The sequence below is a fragment of the Kribbella sp. DT2 genome, from assembly GCF_049844575.1.
In the GTDB taxonomy this organism is placed as follows: Bacteria; Actinomycetota; Actinomycetes; order Propionibacteriales; family Kribbellaceae; genus Kribbella.
This window is the reverse complement of record NZ_JBNCLH010000013.1, coordinates 1-15,773: the sequence shown is the minus strand read 5'-3', so window position 1 is coordinate 15,773 and position 15,773 is coordinate 1. Positions and strand designations below refer to the sequence as shown.

The following is a 15,773-nucleotide window of genomic DNA, read 5'->3' as shown; positions in this document are numbered from 1 at the left end:
CGGACCTTGTCGGCCGGCGGCGGTCAGGAGTCGCGGTCGGTGGGTTCGTGCGGCCCGAAGGTGACCTCGATCGTTTCGGCGGCCTTGTGCCGCTGAGCCTGGGCGTACATCGCGTAGGCGCGGTGGTCGGCCGGGGTCAGGTCCGCGGTCGAGTCGTTGAACAGGGCGAGCAGCGAGCGGGGGAAGAGGCGGTGCTCGATGACCGAGTTCAGCTCGGCGCCGACCACGGCGATCGTGGACGCGGCGTAGATGAGCCCGATCAGGCCGAGGGTCAGCGCGAAGACGCCGTTCACCTCGCTGGCCTTCGCGAGCACGTGCTCGACGTACACCCCACCCAGCCGCTCGAGCAGGTGCCAGCCGACGGCGGTCAGGAACGCGCCCGGGAGGATCTTCCGGAAGGGGGGCCGTGGTCGCTTGCCCGGTCGCAGGCACAGCGTCAGCATCGCGGTCAGCACCAGCACCGAGCCGAGCGAGACCAGCCAGCCCATGCCGTCGGCGACCCCGCTGTTCATCGACACCTGGCTGCCGGCCAGCACGGTCAAGGTGGCGAAGCTGAGCACGGTGAACCCGGCCAGCGACAGCAGCGCCCCCGAGCGCAGCCGCCCGCGGAACGGGTTCGGCCGGCCGTTGCGCGGGACGCCCCAGGTGACGTTCACCGCGTTCTGCAGAGCCTGCCCGAGCCCGATCACGCCGTACACGGCCGCGAGCGTTCCGACGATCACCGCCGCCGTACTGCCTTGCAGGCCCTGCGGCGTCGCCAGCTGGGTCCCCACGATCGGGAACTCCTTGAGCGCCGACTCCAGCACGGCCTTCTGCAGGTCCTCGTTGCCCTGCAGCACGAACCCGAGCACCGACGACGAGATCAGCAGCATCGGGAAGATCGCCGCGAACGCGTAGTACGTGATGATGACGGCGAGGTAGCTGCCCTGGTCGTCGAAGAACTTGTACACCACGGCCAGCGGGAACCCGAGCGGCCGGCGCCGCCGCTGCACAGCGTCGACCCGCTGCCCGAAGGTACTCACGCCCCCTACCGTACGGTCCCCACCCCTCGAAGCCGGGCACCGGCAACCAATGGTGTCGCCGCCCTCAGCGCACCCCGCGGCTCCACGCGCCCACAGCCGACTCGAGCTCGGAGAACAGTCGCGGGTCCTCGTCGCGCCGGTTGACCTGCTCGTGCGGGTCCGCCTCCAGGTCGAACAACCCCTCCTGTACGGCGATGTCGGGCCGCATCGCCTCGCTGGCGTTCAGCACGGCCTTCCAGCGACCACGCCGAACGGCCAGTTGCGCCTCGTACGACCAGAAGAGGTCGCGCTGGTGGTCGTCCGCCGTACCGTCCCGAAGGGCGTCCAGCAACGATCGTCCGTGGATGTCCGCCGGCAACCCGGTCTCGTCCCCGTCGACGGCGTGCAGCACGGTCGGCAGCAGGTCCATCATCGCGCCGACGAGCTCGTTGTCGGCACCCGCCGGCAGCACGGCCGGCCACGAGATCATCGCCGGAACGCGGATGCCACCCTCGAAGAGTGACCCCTTGTGCCCGCGCAGGCCGCCGGCCGAGCCGCCGGTGTAGGAGACCTCCTCGCCGTTGAGCCAGTTCCGCTCCTCGGTGGACGGACCGTTGTCGGACGAGAAGAAGACGATCGTGTCGTCGCGCAGACCGAGACGTTCCAGCGTCGCGAGGATCTCGCCCACGCCGTCGTCCATCGCCGCGATCATCGCGGCCGTCATCCGCCGGTCCTCCGGCAGGTGGGCGAACCGCTGCACGTACTTCTCCGGCGCGTGCATCGGGTAGTGCGGCGCGTTGAAGGGCACGTAGAGGAAGAACCGCTCGTCCGCGTGCTGCTCGATGTAGTCCGCCGCGCGCCGGGCGATGACGTCGGTCAGGTACTCGCCGTTGAGCCAGACCTCGTTCTCGTCCTCCCACAGGTCGTGCAGCGGATTTTCCTGCCCCCAGTAGTAGATGTGGGAGTAGTAGTCGACGCACCCGGCCCGGAAGCCGAAGTGGGTGTCGAACCCCCGGTGCAGCGGCCCGTACGACGCATCGGCCCCCAGGTGCCACTTCCCGATGATGCCCGTCGCCCACCCCCGGGAGCGCAGCTCGCTGGCCAGGGTCGGCTGCTGCGGCAGGCCCGGAGTCCGCCGCGATCCGCCGAGAATGGCTTCGACGCCGGCGTCGGCCGGGTACCGGCCGGTCAGCAGGGACGCCCGCGAGGGGGAGCAGACCGGTGAGTTCGAGTACCACTGCGGCAGCCGGACGCCGGACGCGCACAAGGCGTCGATCCGCGGCGTCGCGAGGTCGTCGGCGCCGAAGCACCCGAGATCTCCCCAGCCGAGGTCGTCCGCGTAGATCACGACCACGTTCGGTCCCTGCGTCCCGCTCATCCCTTGACACTCCCTGCTGCCATCCCGGCGACCAGTCTTTTCTGTACGAGCACGAACAGCACGACGGTCGGGACGGCCGCGACCGTCGCCCCGGCCATCACCACGGCCCAGTCGGTGGAGTACTCGCCGAAGTACCCGGCCAGCCCGACCTGGACGGTCTTCAGCCGGTCGTTCGACATCAGCACGCTCGCGAACAGGTACTCCTCCCAGGTCGCGATGAACGCCGTGACGGCAACGGTCACCACCCCGGGAGCGGTGACCGGGACGACGATGCGGAAGATCACGCCGAGCGTCGTGCAACCGTCGATCCGGGCCGCCTCGTCGAGCACCTTCGGGATGCTGTCGAAGTACCCGAGCATCAGGTAGATCGCCAGCGGCAGCGTCATCGCGACGTAGACGATGATCAGTCCGGCGTAGGAGTCGAGCAGGCCCAGCTGCGAGAACAGCGTGTAGACGGGCGTGATCAGGACGACGAACGGCAGCAGTTGGGTGCCGATGACCACCCCGATGCTCGCGCCGCGCAGGCGGAACCTGAACCGCGACAGCGCGTACGCCGCGACGCAGGCCAGTACGACGGTGCACGGCGTACTGATCGACGAGACCACCACGCTGTTCAGGACGTAGCGGGCGAACGACGAGCCGTCGAACAGCCGTCCGTAGGCCCCGAAGCCGAGGCCGTGGAACCACTCGCCGACCGGGAGCGTGGTAGCCAGCGCGGCCGAGGGGCGTAGCGAGGTGAAGACCATCCACAGCACGGGAAAGACGATCACCGCCACGACGACCAGCGTCGGGACGACGATCAGCAGATCGGCCGGCCGGCGTCGCCCGGCGCTCGGGCGACGGACCTTGGTCTGCTGCGCCGTACGGCGGGCAGACGGGACGACAGCCGTCATCCGGCCGCCTCCGATCCCCGGTTCGCGGCCCGGAAGTAGAGGAGGGCGAACAGCGCCATCACGACGGACATGACGATGCCGATCGCGGCACCCTGGCCCAGCCGGTTCTCGATGAACGCGGCGGAGTACAGCTGGGTCGCGAGCACCTGCGTGTAGGTGCCCGGACCACCACCGGTGGACAGCCACACGTAGACGAAGTTGTTGAAGGTCTGGATCACCGTCATGATCACCACGACCGTGATCACCGGGCGCAGGTTGGGCACGGTGACGTAGAGCAGGGACTGCCGCCGGCCGGCGCCGTCGAGCGCCGCGGCCTCGTACTGCTCGTCCGGGATCGACTGCAGGCCGGCCATCAGCACGATGACCACGAACGGGAGCTCGCGCCACACGACGATCGCGATCACGGCCCACCAGACCGTGCTGGTGTCGGCGAGGAAAGGGACGCCGCGCGGAATCACGTGCAGCCCGACCAGGACCTGGTTGAGGATGCCGTTGTTTGCGTCGAGCAACCATTTCCAGCAGGCCACGGCGACCACCGGCGGGACCATCCACGGCACCAGGATCGCGGTCCGGCACAGGCCCCGCAGCTTCCACCGTTCCAGGACCTGGCTCTGCAGCAGCAGGGCCAGCGCCATGCCGACGACCAGCCGGATGACGACGGTGACCGCCGTCAGCCAGAACGCCGTGTTCCAGGCCGAGGAGCCTGTCTGGGCAGAGCTGAAGAGGGCCTTGAAATTCGCGAGCCCGACCCAGACGGCGTCGCCTGGTGCGTCGTACGGGCTGAGTTTCTGGAAGGCCAGTACGAGGTTGTAGACGGCGGGGAAACCGAACAACAGCGCGATCACGCAGAGCGCGGGAGCGGTCAGCAGGAACGGTCGCTGCCGCGCCGGCGTGGACGAGCGGGCCATCGGTTCAGCCCGCCATGCCGGAGGTCAGGCCGTCGAGGATCGCCTTGGCGGCCTGGTCGCTGGACGACTGCCCGGAGTACACCGCGGAGAACTGCTGGTTGACCAGCTGCTGGATCGACGCCACCGGCATGCTGGACCCGATGTACCGCGCGAACGACCGCGCGTGCGGGAGCTGCGCGACGAAGCCCTGCTGGTCCTTCGGGACGTCGAGTCCGGACAGCGTCGACTTCGAGGCGGGGTACTGCTGGTAGGTCTTGAAGGTCGCCGGACTGGCCAGGTACTTCATGAACTGCCACGCGGCCTCGGGGTGCTCGGTGTTGCGGTTGATCGCCAGAGCCCGCCCGCCGAGGTGAGTTGCGCCGTCTTTCAGTCCGCCGGGCACCGGCGCGGTCGTCACCGACCCGTTGGCCTGCTTGGCCAGGGTCGCGAACGTCTGCGGCGGTTCGTACGTCATCGCGCACGAGCCGTTCGCCAGTCCGTTGGCGATCGAGGGGTCGCTGTAGTTGTCGATCGAGAGGAACGCCTTCGGCGTCGCGCCGGAGGTGAAGAGGCCGGCGAAGAAGTCGATCGCCGAGGTCAGGTCCTGCTGGGAGAGGCCGGGCTGCCAGGAACCGTCCTGGCCCTTCGTGACCAGCGCGTGCCCGTGGTCCCAGAGGTAGTAGTTGATCGCGAACCACTGGGTCGCGGTGGCCGAACCGGCGGCACCGAAGCAGAAGCCGGCCGTCTTGCCGCCTGTCTGCTTGCTGATCTTGACCGCGTCGTCGGCCAGTTGCTCCCAGGTCGTCGGGGGTTGCGCGATGCCGGCGGCCTTCAGGGCCGTCGGCCGGTAGGCGAGGGCCATCGTGTCGGCGGTCCAGGGGAGTGCCCACCGCTTGCCGTCGACATCGGTCATGTCGGTCGCCAGCAGGTCGTCACCGCCCGCGGGGAGCGGGTCCTTGCCCATCAGGTCGTCCAGCGGCAGGAGGATCTTGGGCTTGGCCAGGAAGGCGACGTCGGCGAAGCCGACCTGGGCGATGTCCGGTCCCGAACCGGAGTTCGCCTCCCGGGCCAGCTGCTGGACGTTGTTCGGGCTGAGGGTCTGCAGGTCGACCTGGATGTCGGGGTGGGACTTGTTCCAGCTGTCCACGGCCGCCTGCAGGCCCTTCACCTCACCGGCGGGGTCGAACTGGCGGAACACCAGCTTCACCGGTCCGTCGTCGGCGCTGTCTCCACCTGAGCAGGCCGCGGTCGTGGTCAGGGTCAGAGCGGCCACCAGGGCCGCCACGACGGATGGGTTGATCTTCCGCATCGTTCTTCCCCTCGTCGGGCGACGTCCGCCTCGGACCGGCGGCGGAAACTTCGGCCGAACGTAACCCAATCAATTTGATTTGTCTATGCTGGGCCGGAGCCCGACGTGGCTCGTACGGCGATCGGTAAGCTCACGGCCAACCGCGGAGGACGGGGGGACACGGCATGCAGCAGCGGGGATCGAACCTGCCGCGCGTCGGCGACTACAACCAGGTCCTCGTGGTCGATCTGGTCAGGCGTCACCCGGGCATCAGCCGGGTCGAGCTGACCGAGCGGACGGGGCTTTCCGGGCAGACCGTGTCGAACATCTGCCGGCGGCTGGTCGACCAAGGGCTGATCCGGCAGACCGGCCGGGTCTCGACCGAGCTGGGCGCACGCCGTACGGTCTTCGAGGTGGTTCCCGGCAGCCGGTGCGCGGTCGGGTTGCACATCGATCCGGCCCGGATGACGCTCGCCCTGGTCGACCTCGCCGGCCAGGTGATGGACCACACGTCGTTCGTCACGCCGGACACCGGCGGTCCGGCACCGGTGATCGACGCCATCGTGGGGCAGGTCCGCGACCTCGTCGACCGCAACGGCGTCAGCGGCCTGCGGCTCAGCGGACTGGGGGTCGCGTCGCCCGGCCCGATCAGCAGGGGCTCGGGCGCTGTCCTCGGCCCTCCGAACCTGCGCGGCTGGGACGTCGTCGGCCTGCGGGACGAGCTCGGCGGACGACTGCGGATCCCGGTCGAGCTGGAGAAGGACACCGTGGCCGCGGCCACGGGCGAGCTCTGGGCAGGGAACCTGCTGTCGCAGGACTTCGCCTTCGTCTACCTGGGCACCGGTGCCGGTGCCGGCGTCGTACTGGGCGGCGAGGTGATGCACGGAGCGTCGGGCAACCTCGGCAACTTCGGTCACCTCGGCGGCGATCCCGACGGTCCCCGGTGCGAGTGTGGCGGCCGCGGCTGCGTGGCGACGACGGCGATGCCTGCTCACCTCGTCAGGCAGGCGCTGGAGTCGGGGTTGCTCGCGGACATCGACGTCGAGGACGCGAGCTCGGTCGAGCAGGGTCTGGCGAAGCTCAGTGTCCTGGCGGCCGACGGCAACACGGCCGCGGCCGGCATCCTCGACCGCGCGGCGAGGAGCTTCGCCCGCGTGGTGGCGAACCTGACCAACGTCCTCGACCTCGACACGATCGTCTTCGGCGGCCCCAACTGGCGGTACCTGTCGGAGTCGTTCCTGCGGATCGTGCCCGGCGTCGTCGACGAGCTGCACCTGTTCCGGCGGCTGCACGGCGTGGAGATCCGCGGCACGAGCCTCGGTGAGGACGTCGGCCCCATCGGCGCCGCCTCCCTGGTCCTCGCCAAGTCCGTCTCGGCCAGCGCCTCCCACCTGATCCTGCCGGCGGGTCCGCCGAGCCTCAGCTCGCCACCGGCCTAGCCGGCGTACGGCGTCACCAGGACCAGCCGCGGGAGGCCAGTTCCTGCTCCTCGAACCAGCGTTTGTCCTCGCCTCGCTTCGCGTCCGCCGTCTCCGGTACGCCGGCCAGCCTGCAGGCCTCGTCGAGCAGGGCGTCGTACGCGGCCTCGATCGCCATCAGGCGATGAGCTCGGGCGTAGATCCGCGGCGCGGACTCGACCCGGCGGATCTCGGTGGCGAGATGGCCGAGCCTGGTCTGCAGCCGCAGCGTCTCGAACGGGTCGGCGACCACGACGGGGCGCCGGCGGAACCGGCCCGCCAGCTGACTCAGCGACGTCCGCAGACTCTCCATCGCCTCACTCCCTCCACCGAGGCTACGACGAGCGGGCCGCCGAGGCGAGAGCGAGAGTCTGGTATCGGAATTGCCGTGGAGGACTTCCACGGCCGCGTGTGACGATGCCGTCATGGTGAACTCCGAGTACGTACTGCGGGCGGCCACGGCGGACGAGCACGACCGGTTCTACGGTCTCTTCGCCGCGGCGATGATGTTCGAGAGCACGCCGACCGACCTGGACCGGGAGCTGTTCGAGCCGGAGCGGGCACTGGTGGCGGTGGACGGCGACCAGCTCGTCGGGACGGCGAAGGCGATGACCCGCGACCTGTCGGTCCCCGGAGCAGTGGTTTCGGCGGCGCACGTCACCGCGGTCGGGGTCCGCCCGACGCACCGGCGGCAGGGGATCCTGTCCGGGCTGATGAGGCGGCAGTTGACCGACGTACCGGAGGCTCTGGCGGTGCTCTGGGCGAGCGAGGCCGGCATCTACGGCCGGTTCGGCTACGCCCCGGCGGCGTGGGGCGTGTCGTACGAGGTCGACCTGCGCACGGTCCGGCCGCATCCCGTGTCCGGCGGCCGTGTCGAGGAAGTGCTTGCCGAAGACGCACCGGCTCAGCTTGCGCCGCTGCTCAAGGAGCTGCAGGCGAAGCGACCGGGGGTGTCGGGCCGGTCCGAGCAGGTCTGGCGCAAGCAGCTCCAGGACAAGCCGGAGCATCGCGGCGGTCGTACCCCGCGGCAGATCCTGGTCCATCGTGACGAGGCCGGCGCGGTGGACGGGTACGCGCTGTGGCGCGGCAAGATGAACTGGGGACCGACCGGTCCGGCCAACGAGGTGACCGTGGAGGAACTGGTCGCCCTCGAGCCGACGGCGTACCACGCGCTCTGGCGCCACCTGCTCACGCTCGACCTGGCCGCCAAGCTCGCGTACAGCCACGCCGCGGTCGACGAACCGCTGCAGCAGTTGGTGAGCAACCCGGTCGCGCTCAACCGCCGACTGACCGAATCGCTGTGGGTTCGGCTCACCGACGTACCCCGTGCTCTTGCCCAGCGTCGCTACGCCGTCGCGACGGACGTGGTGATCGAGGTGACCGACGACCTCATCAAGGCCAACAACGGCCGGTTCCACCTGACCGGCGACACCCAGCAGGCCATGTGCGAACCGACCGACTCGGCTCCCGACCTCTCCCTGTCGGTCAACGAGCTCTCCGCGGCGTACCTGGGAGGTCGCGCCCTGAGCGAGTTCGCCGCCACCGGCCGGGTCACCGAGAGCACTCCCGGCGCCCTCGCCACGACCACCGCCGCCTTCAGCTGGCCGACCGCTCCGCAGAGCCTGGAGGTCTTCTGAGCTGTGTGTCTGGGATAGGGTTTCGCTCCCATGACCACAGCTCGCGTACGCCGTCCTCGTCCGGCCGACATGACCGTCCCCGTCGGCGCCCTCAGCGTTTTCACCGACGGCGCCTGCTCGGTCAACCCCGGACCGGGAGGCTGGGCGTGGGCGCTGTCGACGACCGAGTTCGCCTCCGGGCACGAAGCCGTCTCCACGAACCAGCGGATGGAGATCTGCGCCGCCCTCGAAGCCGTCCGCGCGAACGACGGCCCGCTGCTGGTCGTGTCGGACTCGACGTACGTCGTGAACTGCTTCCGGGACCGGTGGCACACCGGCTGGCTCGAGCGCGGCTGGCTCACCTCGGCGAAGAAGCCGGTCGCCAACCGGGACCTGTGGGAGCCGCTGGTGGAGCTGGTGGTCGAGCGGGGGGACGTCGCGTTCCAGTGGGTCAAGGGGCACTCCGGCCACGAGATGAACGACTTCGTGGACCGCTTGGCCGTCGCGGCCTGCTTCCCGGAGTGCTAGTCCCGGCCGAGGATCCCCTGCTCGTAGCCCTTGGCAACGGCCGCGGCCCGGTCGGTGACGCCGAGCTTGGTGAACAGGTGGCTGAGGTGGGTCTTCACCGTCGCCTCGCTGATGAACAGCTCGCGGGCGATCTCGCGGTTCGAGGTGCCCTTGGCAACCAACGCGAGCACCTCGCGCTCGCGCGCGGCGAGCGGGCTGGCGGCCGGCGTACGGACTGCTGAGACGAGGCGGGAGGCGACGGCGGGGGAGAGGACCGTACGGCCTGCCGCTGCTTCGCGGACGCCGGTGAACAGCTCCGGCCCGGGAGCATCCTTGAGCAGGTAGCCGGTCGCGCCGGCCTCGATCGCGGGCAGGGTGTCGACGTCGGAGTCCCAGGTGGTCAGGACGAGGATCTTGGCACGGGCGCCGCGGCGGGTCAGCTCGGCGATGGCGTCGAGGCCGCTGCCGCCGGGCATGCGCAGGTCCATCAGGATCACGTCCGGGTCGAGCTCGGCGGCCAGGGCGACCGCCTCCACGCCGTTGGACGCCTCGCCGAGCACGGTGAAGCCGGGGACCGACTCGAACAGGCCGCGCAGGCCGTTCCGGACGACCGGGTGGTCGTCGACGAGGAGGAGCGAGATGTCAGCCATGGGGCACCAACGGTACGCGCGCCGACAGCGCCGTACCGGCTCCTGGTTCGGACTCGACGGTGAGCGAGCCGGCGATGCGTTCGGCGCGGGCGCGCATGCCGTCCAGGCCGAAGCCGCCGGTGCTGCTGCGGCTGGGCCCGGCCAGTGGGTCGAAGCCCTTGCCGTCGTCGCGGATGTCCAAGGTGACCTCGTCGTCGATGAAGCTGAGCGTGACCCCGACGCGGCCGGCGGACGCGTGCTTGGCCACGTTGGCCAGGGCTTCCTGGGTGATGCGGAGGAGGGTCGCCGAGACCTCTCCGTGCAGCTGTTCCGGCGTACCGGTGAGCGTGAAGTCCGCCCGTACGGCGGTTCGCTCGGCCCACTGGTCGACCGTCTTGCGCAGGGCGACCGGCAGGCCGTCGTACGAGAGATCTACGGGGGCGAGGTTCTGCACCGAGCGTCGGGCCTCGCTGAGGCTGTGCCGGGCCAGGTCGGTCGCGCGGCCGACGCGCTCCTGGACGGCGGGCTCGGCGGAGATGTTCGCGACCACCTGCAGCTGGGCGATGATGCCGGTCAGGCCCTGCGCGATCGTGTCGTGGATCTCCGCGGCCAGCCGCCGGCGCTCGTCGGCGATCCCCGCCTCCCGTGCCTGGACGAGCAGTTGCGCTTGCAGAGCGGCGTTCTCGTCCCGGGACTGCTGGAGCTCGAGGATCACAGCCGCCCGGGCGCGGGACCGTTCCTCGCCCTGCTCGGAGAAGTGGATGACGGTCGTCAGCAGCACGTTGTTCGCGACCAGCAGGCCGGCGAACACGACCCACCTCATCGAGTCGCCGACCGGGATCCCGCTGGTCTGGGCCGCGGCGACGGGGATCGAGCAGGCGAACAGGGCCAGTCGCTTCCCGCGGCGACTGGCGAGCTGCTCGTTGGTGTCGAAGTAGCCGGCGACGGCGTAGAACGCGAAGAACCCGTTCAGCAGCGTGAGGACGAACCCGATCGCCAGTCTCGCTGTGTAGTACGCCGACGAGATCCGGTGCGGGCCCGGGCGCCTGCGCCCGGTCCGGGTCCACCACAGCTCGAGCGCGAGGGCCGCGACGACCAGTCCGCCGGCCAGGATCCGGTCGTCCGTCTCCGGCATGATCAGCCCGGCCGTCGCGGCGGACAGGAACGTGCCGATGCAGAGCAGCCCGTACGGCAGCCACCTGCGGAACGCTTCTTCCCGCCGCTCGATGTCCGTGTCCACCTGCTTAGTCTCCTACTCCCACCGGAACCAGCCGGCGGCCGCCGCGGTCAGGACGACCGCCCACGCCGCGAGTACGCCGAGGTGCGACCAGTCCGGCCAGTGCCCGCTCGAGGCCTGGTCGAGTGCGCCGGCCGCGGCGCCGAAGGGCGTCAGGACGACGATGTGCGCCATCAGGTCCGGCATCGAGCGGACCGGGATCCACAGGCCGGCGCAGAACAGGCTCGGGAAGAACACCACGGACCCGATGGCGCTGGCGATCTTCGCCGTACGGGCCAGTGCTGAGACGAGGGCACCCAAGGCCAGTGCGGCGGCGGCTGTGAGCAGCAGTGCCAGCACGTAGCCGAAGGCCTGCTGAGGCAGCTGTACGTCGTACGCGAATCTGCCGATCGTCAGGCAGAGCACCGCCGACACGATCGCGGCGGCACCGTTCAACCCCATCTGCGCCGACAACAACGCCGCCGGCCTGACCGGCGTCGCCGACATCCGCCGCAGGATCCCGCGCTCCCGGTATCCCGTGATCACCGGCGGCATCGTCTGCAACCCCGCCACGATCAGCGCGACCAGCACCAGCACCGGCACGTAGACGTCGATCAACCGGAACCCCTCCGCGTTGACCTCGCGGAACGACGGGATGGCGCCCAGGATCACCAGCAGCAACGGAGGAAACCCGATCACCCAGAACAGGACTCCCGGCTCCCGCCGGAACAACCGGGCCTCTGCCTTGAGAACAGCCGTCGTGGCACTCATCGCGCAGCTCCTGTCAGGTCGAGGAAGGCATCGTCGAGCGTCGCGTCGGTGACCCGCAGCTGGCGAGCCGTGACCCGCCGCCGAGCCAGCAACGAAAGCATCGCGGTCACGGTGTCGTCGTCCCCTTTGAGCGTGATCCTGCCGGCGTGGTGCTCAACCGTCACGACTCCCGGCAGCGCCGCCAGTTCCGTCGCGTCCAGCGGCTCCGACGGCGTGAACGAGATCACCGTCGCCCCCGCCGCCCGGCCGATCAGTCCGCGGGGGGTGTCGAGCGCGCTGATCCTGCCCTTGTCGATCAGGGCGATCCGGTCGCACAGGCGCTGCGCCTCCTCCATGAAGTGCGTCACCAGCAGCACGGTCACGCCCTGCGCGCGAACGTCCTCGACGATCTCCCAGGTCTCCCGCCGAGCCCGCGGGTCGAGCCCCGTCGTCAACTCGTCCAGTACGACGACCCGAGGATTCCCGATCAGCGCGAGCGCGATGAACAACCGTTGCTTCTGGCCCCCACTGAGGTGGGCGAACCGCCTGCCCAGCTGCTCGCCCAGTCCCAGCCGCTCGACCAGCGACTTCCAGTCGGCCGGCTTCGGGTAGAACGCGGCGTACAACTCGAGCGCCTCCCGAACGGTGAGCTTGGCCTGCAGCTCACTCTCCTGGAGCTGGGCTCCCAGCACCCGCCGTACTGCCACCCGGTCCGCCACCGGATCCATCCCCGCCACCCGGACCCGCCCACCGTCGGGGACCCGCAGCCCCTCGACACACTCCACCGTCGTGGTCTTCCCGGCCCCGTTGGGCCCGAGAATCCCGAAGATCTCGCCCTCCTCGACGCTGAAGGAAATCCCGTCGACCACCGTGCGATCGCCGTACGACTTCCGGAGGTCCTCGACCTCGACGACAGCCCCACTCACCAATGTCATACGACGACTCTCGCGGACGAGGCTCCTCGCGCACATCGCCCATCAAGCTCGCCATCCATCACCCGATCGGCTGATCTTTCGTCGTGGGACAGTGGGCCCCACGATGACGATCTTCACGTTCCACCTCGCGGAGCTCCGCCCGACGACTACGGCGAGCGCCCTGTGGAAACCGCCGACCGCACCCGGCCTGCGGTACGCCGAGTGCCTGGCCTTGATGCGTCTCGGTGCCCCCACGATCTCGCCGGCCCGCATGCAGCTACGCCGCATGGCGATGTTCGCCCGCTGGGAAGACGAAGCGGCCCTCCTCGCCTTCCTGGCAGACCACCCCCTAGGCAGAGACCTGGCCACTGGCTGGCACGTCCGCCTGCAGTTCCTCCGCCGATGGTCCCGCCTGGCAGCCCTCCCCGACCTACCGGCCAGAGCCGGCGAATGGGACCCGTCCGAACCCGTCGTCGCCGTCACGCTGGCCCGGATGCGCCTCCCCGAAGTCCCAAGATTCCTCAAATGGGGCAAGCCCGTGGAACGCCTCGTCCGCGACCACCCGGCGACCACCCTGGCGCTGGCCGCAATGCGCCCACCCCGAACGATCTCCACCTTCTCGATCTGGCGCTCTGTCCAGGAAATGGAAGAAATGGTCCACGGCCACAGCTCCGTCCCGAACCCCGACCGTCACGCCACCGCGATGACCGAACGCCGCCGCAGGGATTTCCACCACGAGTTCGCCACCCTGCGCTTCCGCCCACTGTCAGAACACGGCTCCTGGCAGGGCCGAACCGGGATCGTTCCCCGTTGAAGACACCTGCCTCGATCGCGGACCGCTGGCGAGTCCTGATGTCACGTCTCGGCTACGCGGTTTTCTTCGCCTCGGGCGGGGACATCGGAGCACGGGTGGCGGCCTGACCGCGTTGCATTGACAGTGCCACACGGATCTCCGAGACCACGGCATCCGCTGAGGCAGCATTCGCCTCAGCAGAAGGCGACCACGAACTCGTCCGTCGTCCGCGCAGGCCCTACAACCCCACCCGAGTCGGCAATCGCGACCCGCACGAACCCGACCCGCAGCAGCATCTCGGTCAGCACATCCACCCCGATCACCCTGCGGCGCAGCAGATCCCGGTCCACCCCGCCACGGTCGTGCACCCACCGCCGCTCGGTGATCTGCACGCCGTCGACGGCATCCCAGTAGCTCTCCACCTCGACCGACGCCGTCACCAAGTCGTTCTCGACCCGCAACTCCCGCCGCGACATCTCCGGAAGCGGCTGCATCAACGTCGAAATGATCACCACCGCCCCCTCGCCGGCGTGCACGGCAGCCGTCGCCAGCGCGGCCTCCACCTCGTCCTCACTCCGCAAGTACGCAAGGCTGTTCCCCAAACAGGTGATCACATCGAACGCCCGCTCCAACCGGACGCTCCGCATATCACCCACCAGAAGCTCAACCCCGTACCGCCGGCGCCCGTACTCCACCAGCTGCTCCTGCAGATCCACCCCGACGACGTCCACCCCGAGCCGCGCCACCAGCTCCGCCAGATGCCGCCCAGTCCCACATCCAAGATCAAGCAACCTCCGAGGCCGACATCCCGCCGCACGCAAGATGCCAACAACCCCACCGACGACCCCGTCGCCCTCGCCCATCAAGTCGTAGAGCCCAGGCCACCGATAAGCGAGATTCGCCTCTCTCAAGGCCTTCTCATCACCATCGCCCACGTCTGAACTCCTCGCGACATCCATCCATACTCTGCAGACTCCGCTCCACGGCCAGCGTGTCGTAGAGCAGCGGCGAGATCCTTTCTGCCCCCACCGACCATCGCAACTCTCGCTCCAGTTTGCCGCGGTGTACGAATCCCTCATCGATCAGGATCGATCTCGTCAGCATCGCCTGCACCATCGCCAGACCATTCTTCCGAAGGGCTAGTTGCATCGTCTCATCGAAGCTCTCGGGGATCTGGGGCATTGTCACTGCTTCATCGAATCCGCGCCGCTTCAAGCGCTCTCGCAGCAATCGCTTGTCCTTGCGCCAGTGCAGTGGCAATGACTCCGAGAAGCGCAGGATCTGAGGCGCGGCCAGCGGGGCGACAGGCCAGAGTTCTGAGTGCAGATACGCAGGGCCACGTGCGGCAAACGCCATCAGGCAGGGAACTGCCGTCGCGGCCGCAGGCGCAACATTGGCTTCCAGGTCAGCCATCGCCTCACGGGCGCGGTCCCCGAGCCAGGACGGAACGGAGGGCAGGCGCCTCGGGGTGGTCCGCTCGTTCGTTCGTAAGCTCATTGCCTCGTCGCCGCCGAATCCGGTCAGCATCACTGCGGTTCCCTGCTGGGCAGCTAGACGACGAAGTTCATCGAAGGCCTCCCGGTAGACGTCGCCATCGGCGTAGTGGGGCTGGCTGACTGACCTCGGTCCACGATCACAGAATGGCAGATGCTCGCTCGTCGCTACGCTGGCATCCTTCAGGCCGAGCATGCGAATCAGGGAGGCTCGGCGGAAGCGCTGCGCGCTCTCTCCAGGCCCCGCCGTGACGAGTCCGTACGCCGGCAGTTGCTCCGTTGTGCAGCCGTTCGCCGCTACCGCCACATTGGCCGAGTCAACCCCTCCGGACAGCTCCAACCCTGCTCGATGTCTTGTCAAGATCGGAGCGATCTGTTCCTCGAGCAGCTGATCGATCACCTCAACAGGGTCACAACTCTGCCGCAGTGGCCGGGCTTCCAGAATGTGTTCGGCGTCGGATGGATACGTCAGAGCCAGGCCGTCCTGATTGAAGGATGCGAGCGCTCGCTCTGTCAGGCGGCGGATCGCAACGAACACAGTGTCCGACGAGTATCTGTGTCGCCGGACCAGAAGCCGGGTCACCGCGCGATCGAGGAGATCGTTTTCGCCGACCGATCGAAGGTCAGCAGGCTCCCATGAGCCGTGAAATACTCCGTCGTGCACCGCGAGATATACCGGTGCAACGCCACCGCTTCCTGCTCTCAGGATCGCGCCGGTGCTGTCGATCTCGACAGTCAGCTCATCTTCCGGAGGCATGTTCGGCCGCACAACAAGGCGCAGAGTCCCTGGCCCCACCTGACTGCTGGTCTCCAGCGCGCTGTGCGCGAGTGGTTCGATGAAGCTGCTTCCGGAGCGCCACACGCAGCCGTGATCTTGTCGCCACGAGCCACCAAGATCGCTGGCCCGTATTCGCAGACGCAACATTCAGTCAGCTCCTTGCCGTCGGTGGG

The 15,773-nt window shown here is 69.0% G+C and carries 16 protein-coding genes; 4 read left to right on the top strand and 12 right to left on the bottom strand.

The genetic code is table 11. The annotated features are described in order from the left end of the window. Window positions 1-23: 23 nt before the first annotated feature. The 5 genes from ACLQ2O_RS38115 to ACLQ2O_RS38095 all read right to left on the bottom strand — a co-directional run bounded on the left by ACLQ2O_RS38115 (window position 24) and on the right by ACLQ2O_RS38095 (window position 5,468). The gene (locus ACLQ2O_RS38115; protein ID WP_425842297.1) at window positions 24-1,022 is read right to left on the bottom strand and encodes a YihY/virulence factor BrkB family protein; all 999 of its coding nucleotides are present in this window, start codon (window positions 1,020-1,022) and stop codon (window positions 24-26) included. A gap of 64 nt (window positions 1,023-1,086) precedes the next feature. Then, window positions 1,087-2,379 (bottom strand): sulfatase-like hydrolase/transferase, encoded by a 1,293-nt coding sequence (locus tag ACLQ2O_RS38110; RefSeq protein WP_425842294.1) that lies wholly within the window; start codon window positions 2,377-2,379, stop codon window positions 1,087-1,089. Continuing rightward, window positions 2,376-3,272: a carbohydrate ABC transporter permease gene (locus ACLQ2O_RS38105; protein ID WP_425842291.1), complete on the bottom strand. Its 897-nt coding sequence runs from the start codon at window positions 3,270-3,272 to the stop codon at window positions 2,376-2,378. Before ACLQ2O_RS38105 ends, ACLQ2O_RS38110 begins: the two co-directional genes overlap by 4 nt. After that, window positions 3,269-4,180, bottom strand: coding sequence for a carbohydrate ABC transporter permease (locus ACLQ2O_RS38100; protein ID WP_425842289.1), 912 nt, complete (start codon window positions 4,178-4,180; stop codon window positions 3,269-3,271). Before ACLQ2O_RS38100 ends, ACLQ2O_RS38105 begins: the two co-directional genes overlap by 4 nt. 4 nt (window positions 4,181-4,184) lie before the next feature. Beyond that, entirely contained in the window at window positions 4,185-5,468 is a 1,284-nt protein-coding gene (locus ACLQ2O_RS38095; protein ID WP_425842286.1) for an ABC transporter substrate-binding protein, read from the bottom strand. Window positions 5,469-5,632: 164 nt separating this feature from the next. On the opposite strand from ACLQ2O_RS38095, the gene ACLQ2O_RS38090 reads away from it, so the two are divergent. Beyond that, window positions 5,633-6,886, top strand: a complete 1,254-nt coding sequence (locus ACLQ2O_RS38090; RefSeq protein ID WP_425842284.1) for an ROK family transcriptional regulator — start codon at window positions 5,633-5,635, stop codon at window positions 6,884-6,886. A 13-nt stretch (window positions 6,887-6,899) separates the two neighbouring features. Here ACLQ2O_RS38090 and ACLQ2O_RS38085 read toward each other — a convergent pair whose 3' ends face one another. Next, window positions 6,900-7,217, bottom strand: a complete 318-nt coding sequence (locus tag ACLQ2O_RS38085; RefSeq protein ID WP_425842281.1) for a hypothetical protein — start codon at window positions 7,215-7,217, stop codon at window positions 6,900-6,902. 112 nt (window positions 7,218-7,329) lie between these two features. Between ACLQ2O_RS38085 and ACLQ2O_RS38080 the strand changes: the two genes are divergently transcribed. Together ACLQ2O_RS38080 and ACLQ2O_RS38075 are read left to right on the top strand one after the other, a co-directional pair. Continuing rightward, a complete protein-coding gene (locus ACLQ2O_RS38080; RefSeq protein ID WP_425842278.1) occupies window positions 7,330-8,541 on the top strand; it encodes a GNAT family N-acetyltransferase in 1,212 nt (403 codons plus the stop codon). Window positions 8,542-8,571: 30 nt separating this feature from the next. Next, a complete protein-coding gene (locus ACLQ2O_RS38075; protein ID WP_425842276.1) occupies window positions 8,572-9,048 on the top strand; it encodes a ribonuclease H family protein in 477 nt (158 codons plus the stop codon). Here ACLQ2O_RS38075 and ACLQ2O_RS38070 read toward each other — a convergent pair. Genes ACLQ2O_RS38070 through ACLQ2O_RS38055 form a run of 4 tightly spaced genes read right to left on the bottom strand, consistent with a single transcriptional unit; the run spans window position 9,045 to window position 12,557 of the window. Then, a complete protein-coding gene (locus tag ACLQ2O_RS38070; RefSeq protein ID WP_425842273.1) occupies window positions 9,045-9,677 on the bottom strand; it encodes a response regulator in 633 nt (210 codons plus the stop codon). The two genes, ACLQ2O_RS38075 and ACLQ2O_RS38070, sit on opposite strands and share 4 nt — an antisense overlap. Continuing rightward, the gene (locus ACLQ2O_RS38065; RefSeq protein WP_425842270.1) at window positions 9,670-10,896 is read right to left on the bottom strand and encodes a sensor histidine kinase; all 1,227 of its coding nucleotides are present in this window, start codon (window positions 10,894-10,896) and stop codon (window positions 9,670-9,672) included. Before ACLQ2O_RS38065 ends, ACLQ2O_RS38070 begins: the two co-directional genes overlap by 8 nt. Before the next feature lie 12 nt (window positions 10,897-10,908). After that, window positions 10,909-11,643, bottom strand: a complete 735-nt coding sequence (locus tag ACLQ2O_RS38060) for an ABC transporter permease (RefSeq protein ID WP_425842267.1) — start codon at window positions 11,641-11,643, stop codon at window positions 10,909-10,911. Continuing rightward, on the bottom strand, window positions 11,640-12,557 hold the full coding sequence (locus tag ACLQ2O_RS38055; RefSeq protein ID WP_425842265.1) for an ATP-binding cassette domain-containing protein: 918 nt from the start codon (window positions 12,555-12,557) through the stop codon (window positions 11,640-11,642). The genes ACLQ2O_RS38060 and ACLQ2O_RS38055 overlap by 4 nt, the downstream gene beginning before the upstream one ends. Before the next feature lie 103 nt (window positions 12,558-12,660). Here ACLQ2O_RS38055 and ACLQ2O_RS38050 point away from each other — a divergent pair, with 103 nt between their 5' ends. Beyond that, complete coding sequence (locus tag ACLQ2O_RS38050; protein ID WP_425842262.1) at window positions 12,661-13,350, top strand: hypothetical protein; 690 nt, start codon at window positions 12,661-12,663, stop codon at window positions 13,348-13,350. A 173-nt stretch (window positions 13,351-13,523) separates the two neighbouring features. Here ACLQ2O_RS38050 and ACLQ2O_RS38045 read toward each other — a convergent pair whose 3' ends face one another. Together ACLQ2O_RS38045 and ACLQ2O_RS38040 are read right to left on the bottom strand one after the other, a co-directional pair. Continuing rightward, the gene (locus ACLQ2O_RS38045) at window positions 13,524-14,192 is read right to left on the bottom strand and encodes a class I SAM-dependent methyltransferase (protein WP_425842487.1); all 669 of its coding nucleotides are present in this window, start codon (window positions 14,190-14,192) and stop codon (window positions 13,524-13,526) included. Between the two features lie 58 nt (window positions 14,193-14,250). Beyond that, window positions 14,251-15,747, bottom strand: a complete 1,497-nt coding sequence (locus tag ACLQ2O_RS38040) for an asparagine synthase-related protein (protein ID WP_425842260.1) — start codon at window positions 15,745-15,747, stop codon at window positions 14,251-14,253. Window positions 15,748-15,773 lie beyond the last annotated feature (26 nt).

Bases quoted from the DNA above. Each gene is read 5' to 3' on its own strand.
- ACLQ2O_RS38075 (WP_425842276.1), top strand. From the start codon at position 8,572: ATGACCACAGCTCGCGTACGCCGTCCTCGTCCGGCCGACATGACCGTC.
- ACLQ2O_RS38110 (WP_425842294.1), bottom strand. From the start codon at position 2,379: ATGAGCGGGACGCAGGGACCGAACGTGGTCGTGATCTACGCGGACGAC.
- ACLQ2O_RS38095 (WP_425842286.1), bottom strand. From the start codon at position 5,468: ATGCGGAAGATCAACCCATCCGTCGTGGCGGCCCTGGTGGCCGCTCTG.
- ACLQ2O_RS38040 (WP_425842260.1), bottom strand. From the start codon at position 15,747: ATGTTGCGTCTGCGAATACGGGCCAGCGATCTTGGTGGCTCGTGGCGA.
- ACLQ2O_RS38050 (WP_425842262.1), top strand. From the start codon at position 12,661: ATGACGATCTTCACGTTCCACCTCGCGGAGCTCCGCCCGACGACTACG.
- ACLQ2O_RS38080 (WP_425842278.1), top strand. From the start codon at position 7,330: ATGGTGAACTCCGAGTACGTACTGCGGGCGGCCACGGCGGACGAGCAC.
- ACLQ2O_RS38090 (WP_425842284.1), top strand. From the start codon at position 5,633: ATGCAGCAGCGGGGATCGAACCTGCCGCGCGTCGGCGACTACAACCAG.
- ACLQ2O_RS38085 (WP_425842281.1), bottom strand. From the start codon at position 7,217: ATGGAGAGTCTGCGGACGTCGCTGAGTCAGCTGGCGGGCCGGTTCCGC.
- ACLQ2O_RS38105 (WP_425842291.1), bottom strand. From the start codon at position 3,272: ATGACGGCTGTCGTCCCGTCTGCCCGCCGTACGGCGCAGCAGACCAAG.
- ACLQ2O_RS38045 (WP_425842487.1), bottom strand. From the start codon at position 14,192: ATGGGCGAGGGCGACGGGGTCGTCGGTGGGGTTGTTGGCATCTTGCGT.
- ACLQ2O_RS38070 (WP_425842273.1), bottom strand. From the start codon at position 9,677: ATGGCTGACATCTCGCTCCTCCTCGTCGACGACCACCCGGTCGTCCGG.
- ACLQ2O_RS38100 (WP_425842289.1), bottom strand. From the start codon at position 4,180: ATGGCCCGCTCGTCCACGCCGGCGCGGCAGCGACCGTTCCTGCTGACC.
- ACLQ2O_RS38060 (WP_425842267.1), bottom strand. From the start codon at position 11,643: ATGAGTGCCACGACGGCTGTTCTCAAGGCAGAGGCCCGGTTGTTCCGG.
- ACLQ2O_RS38055 (WP_425842265.1), bottom strand. From the start codon at position 12,557: ATGACATTGGTGAGTGGGGCTGTCGTCGAGGTCGAGGACCTCCGGAAG.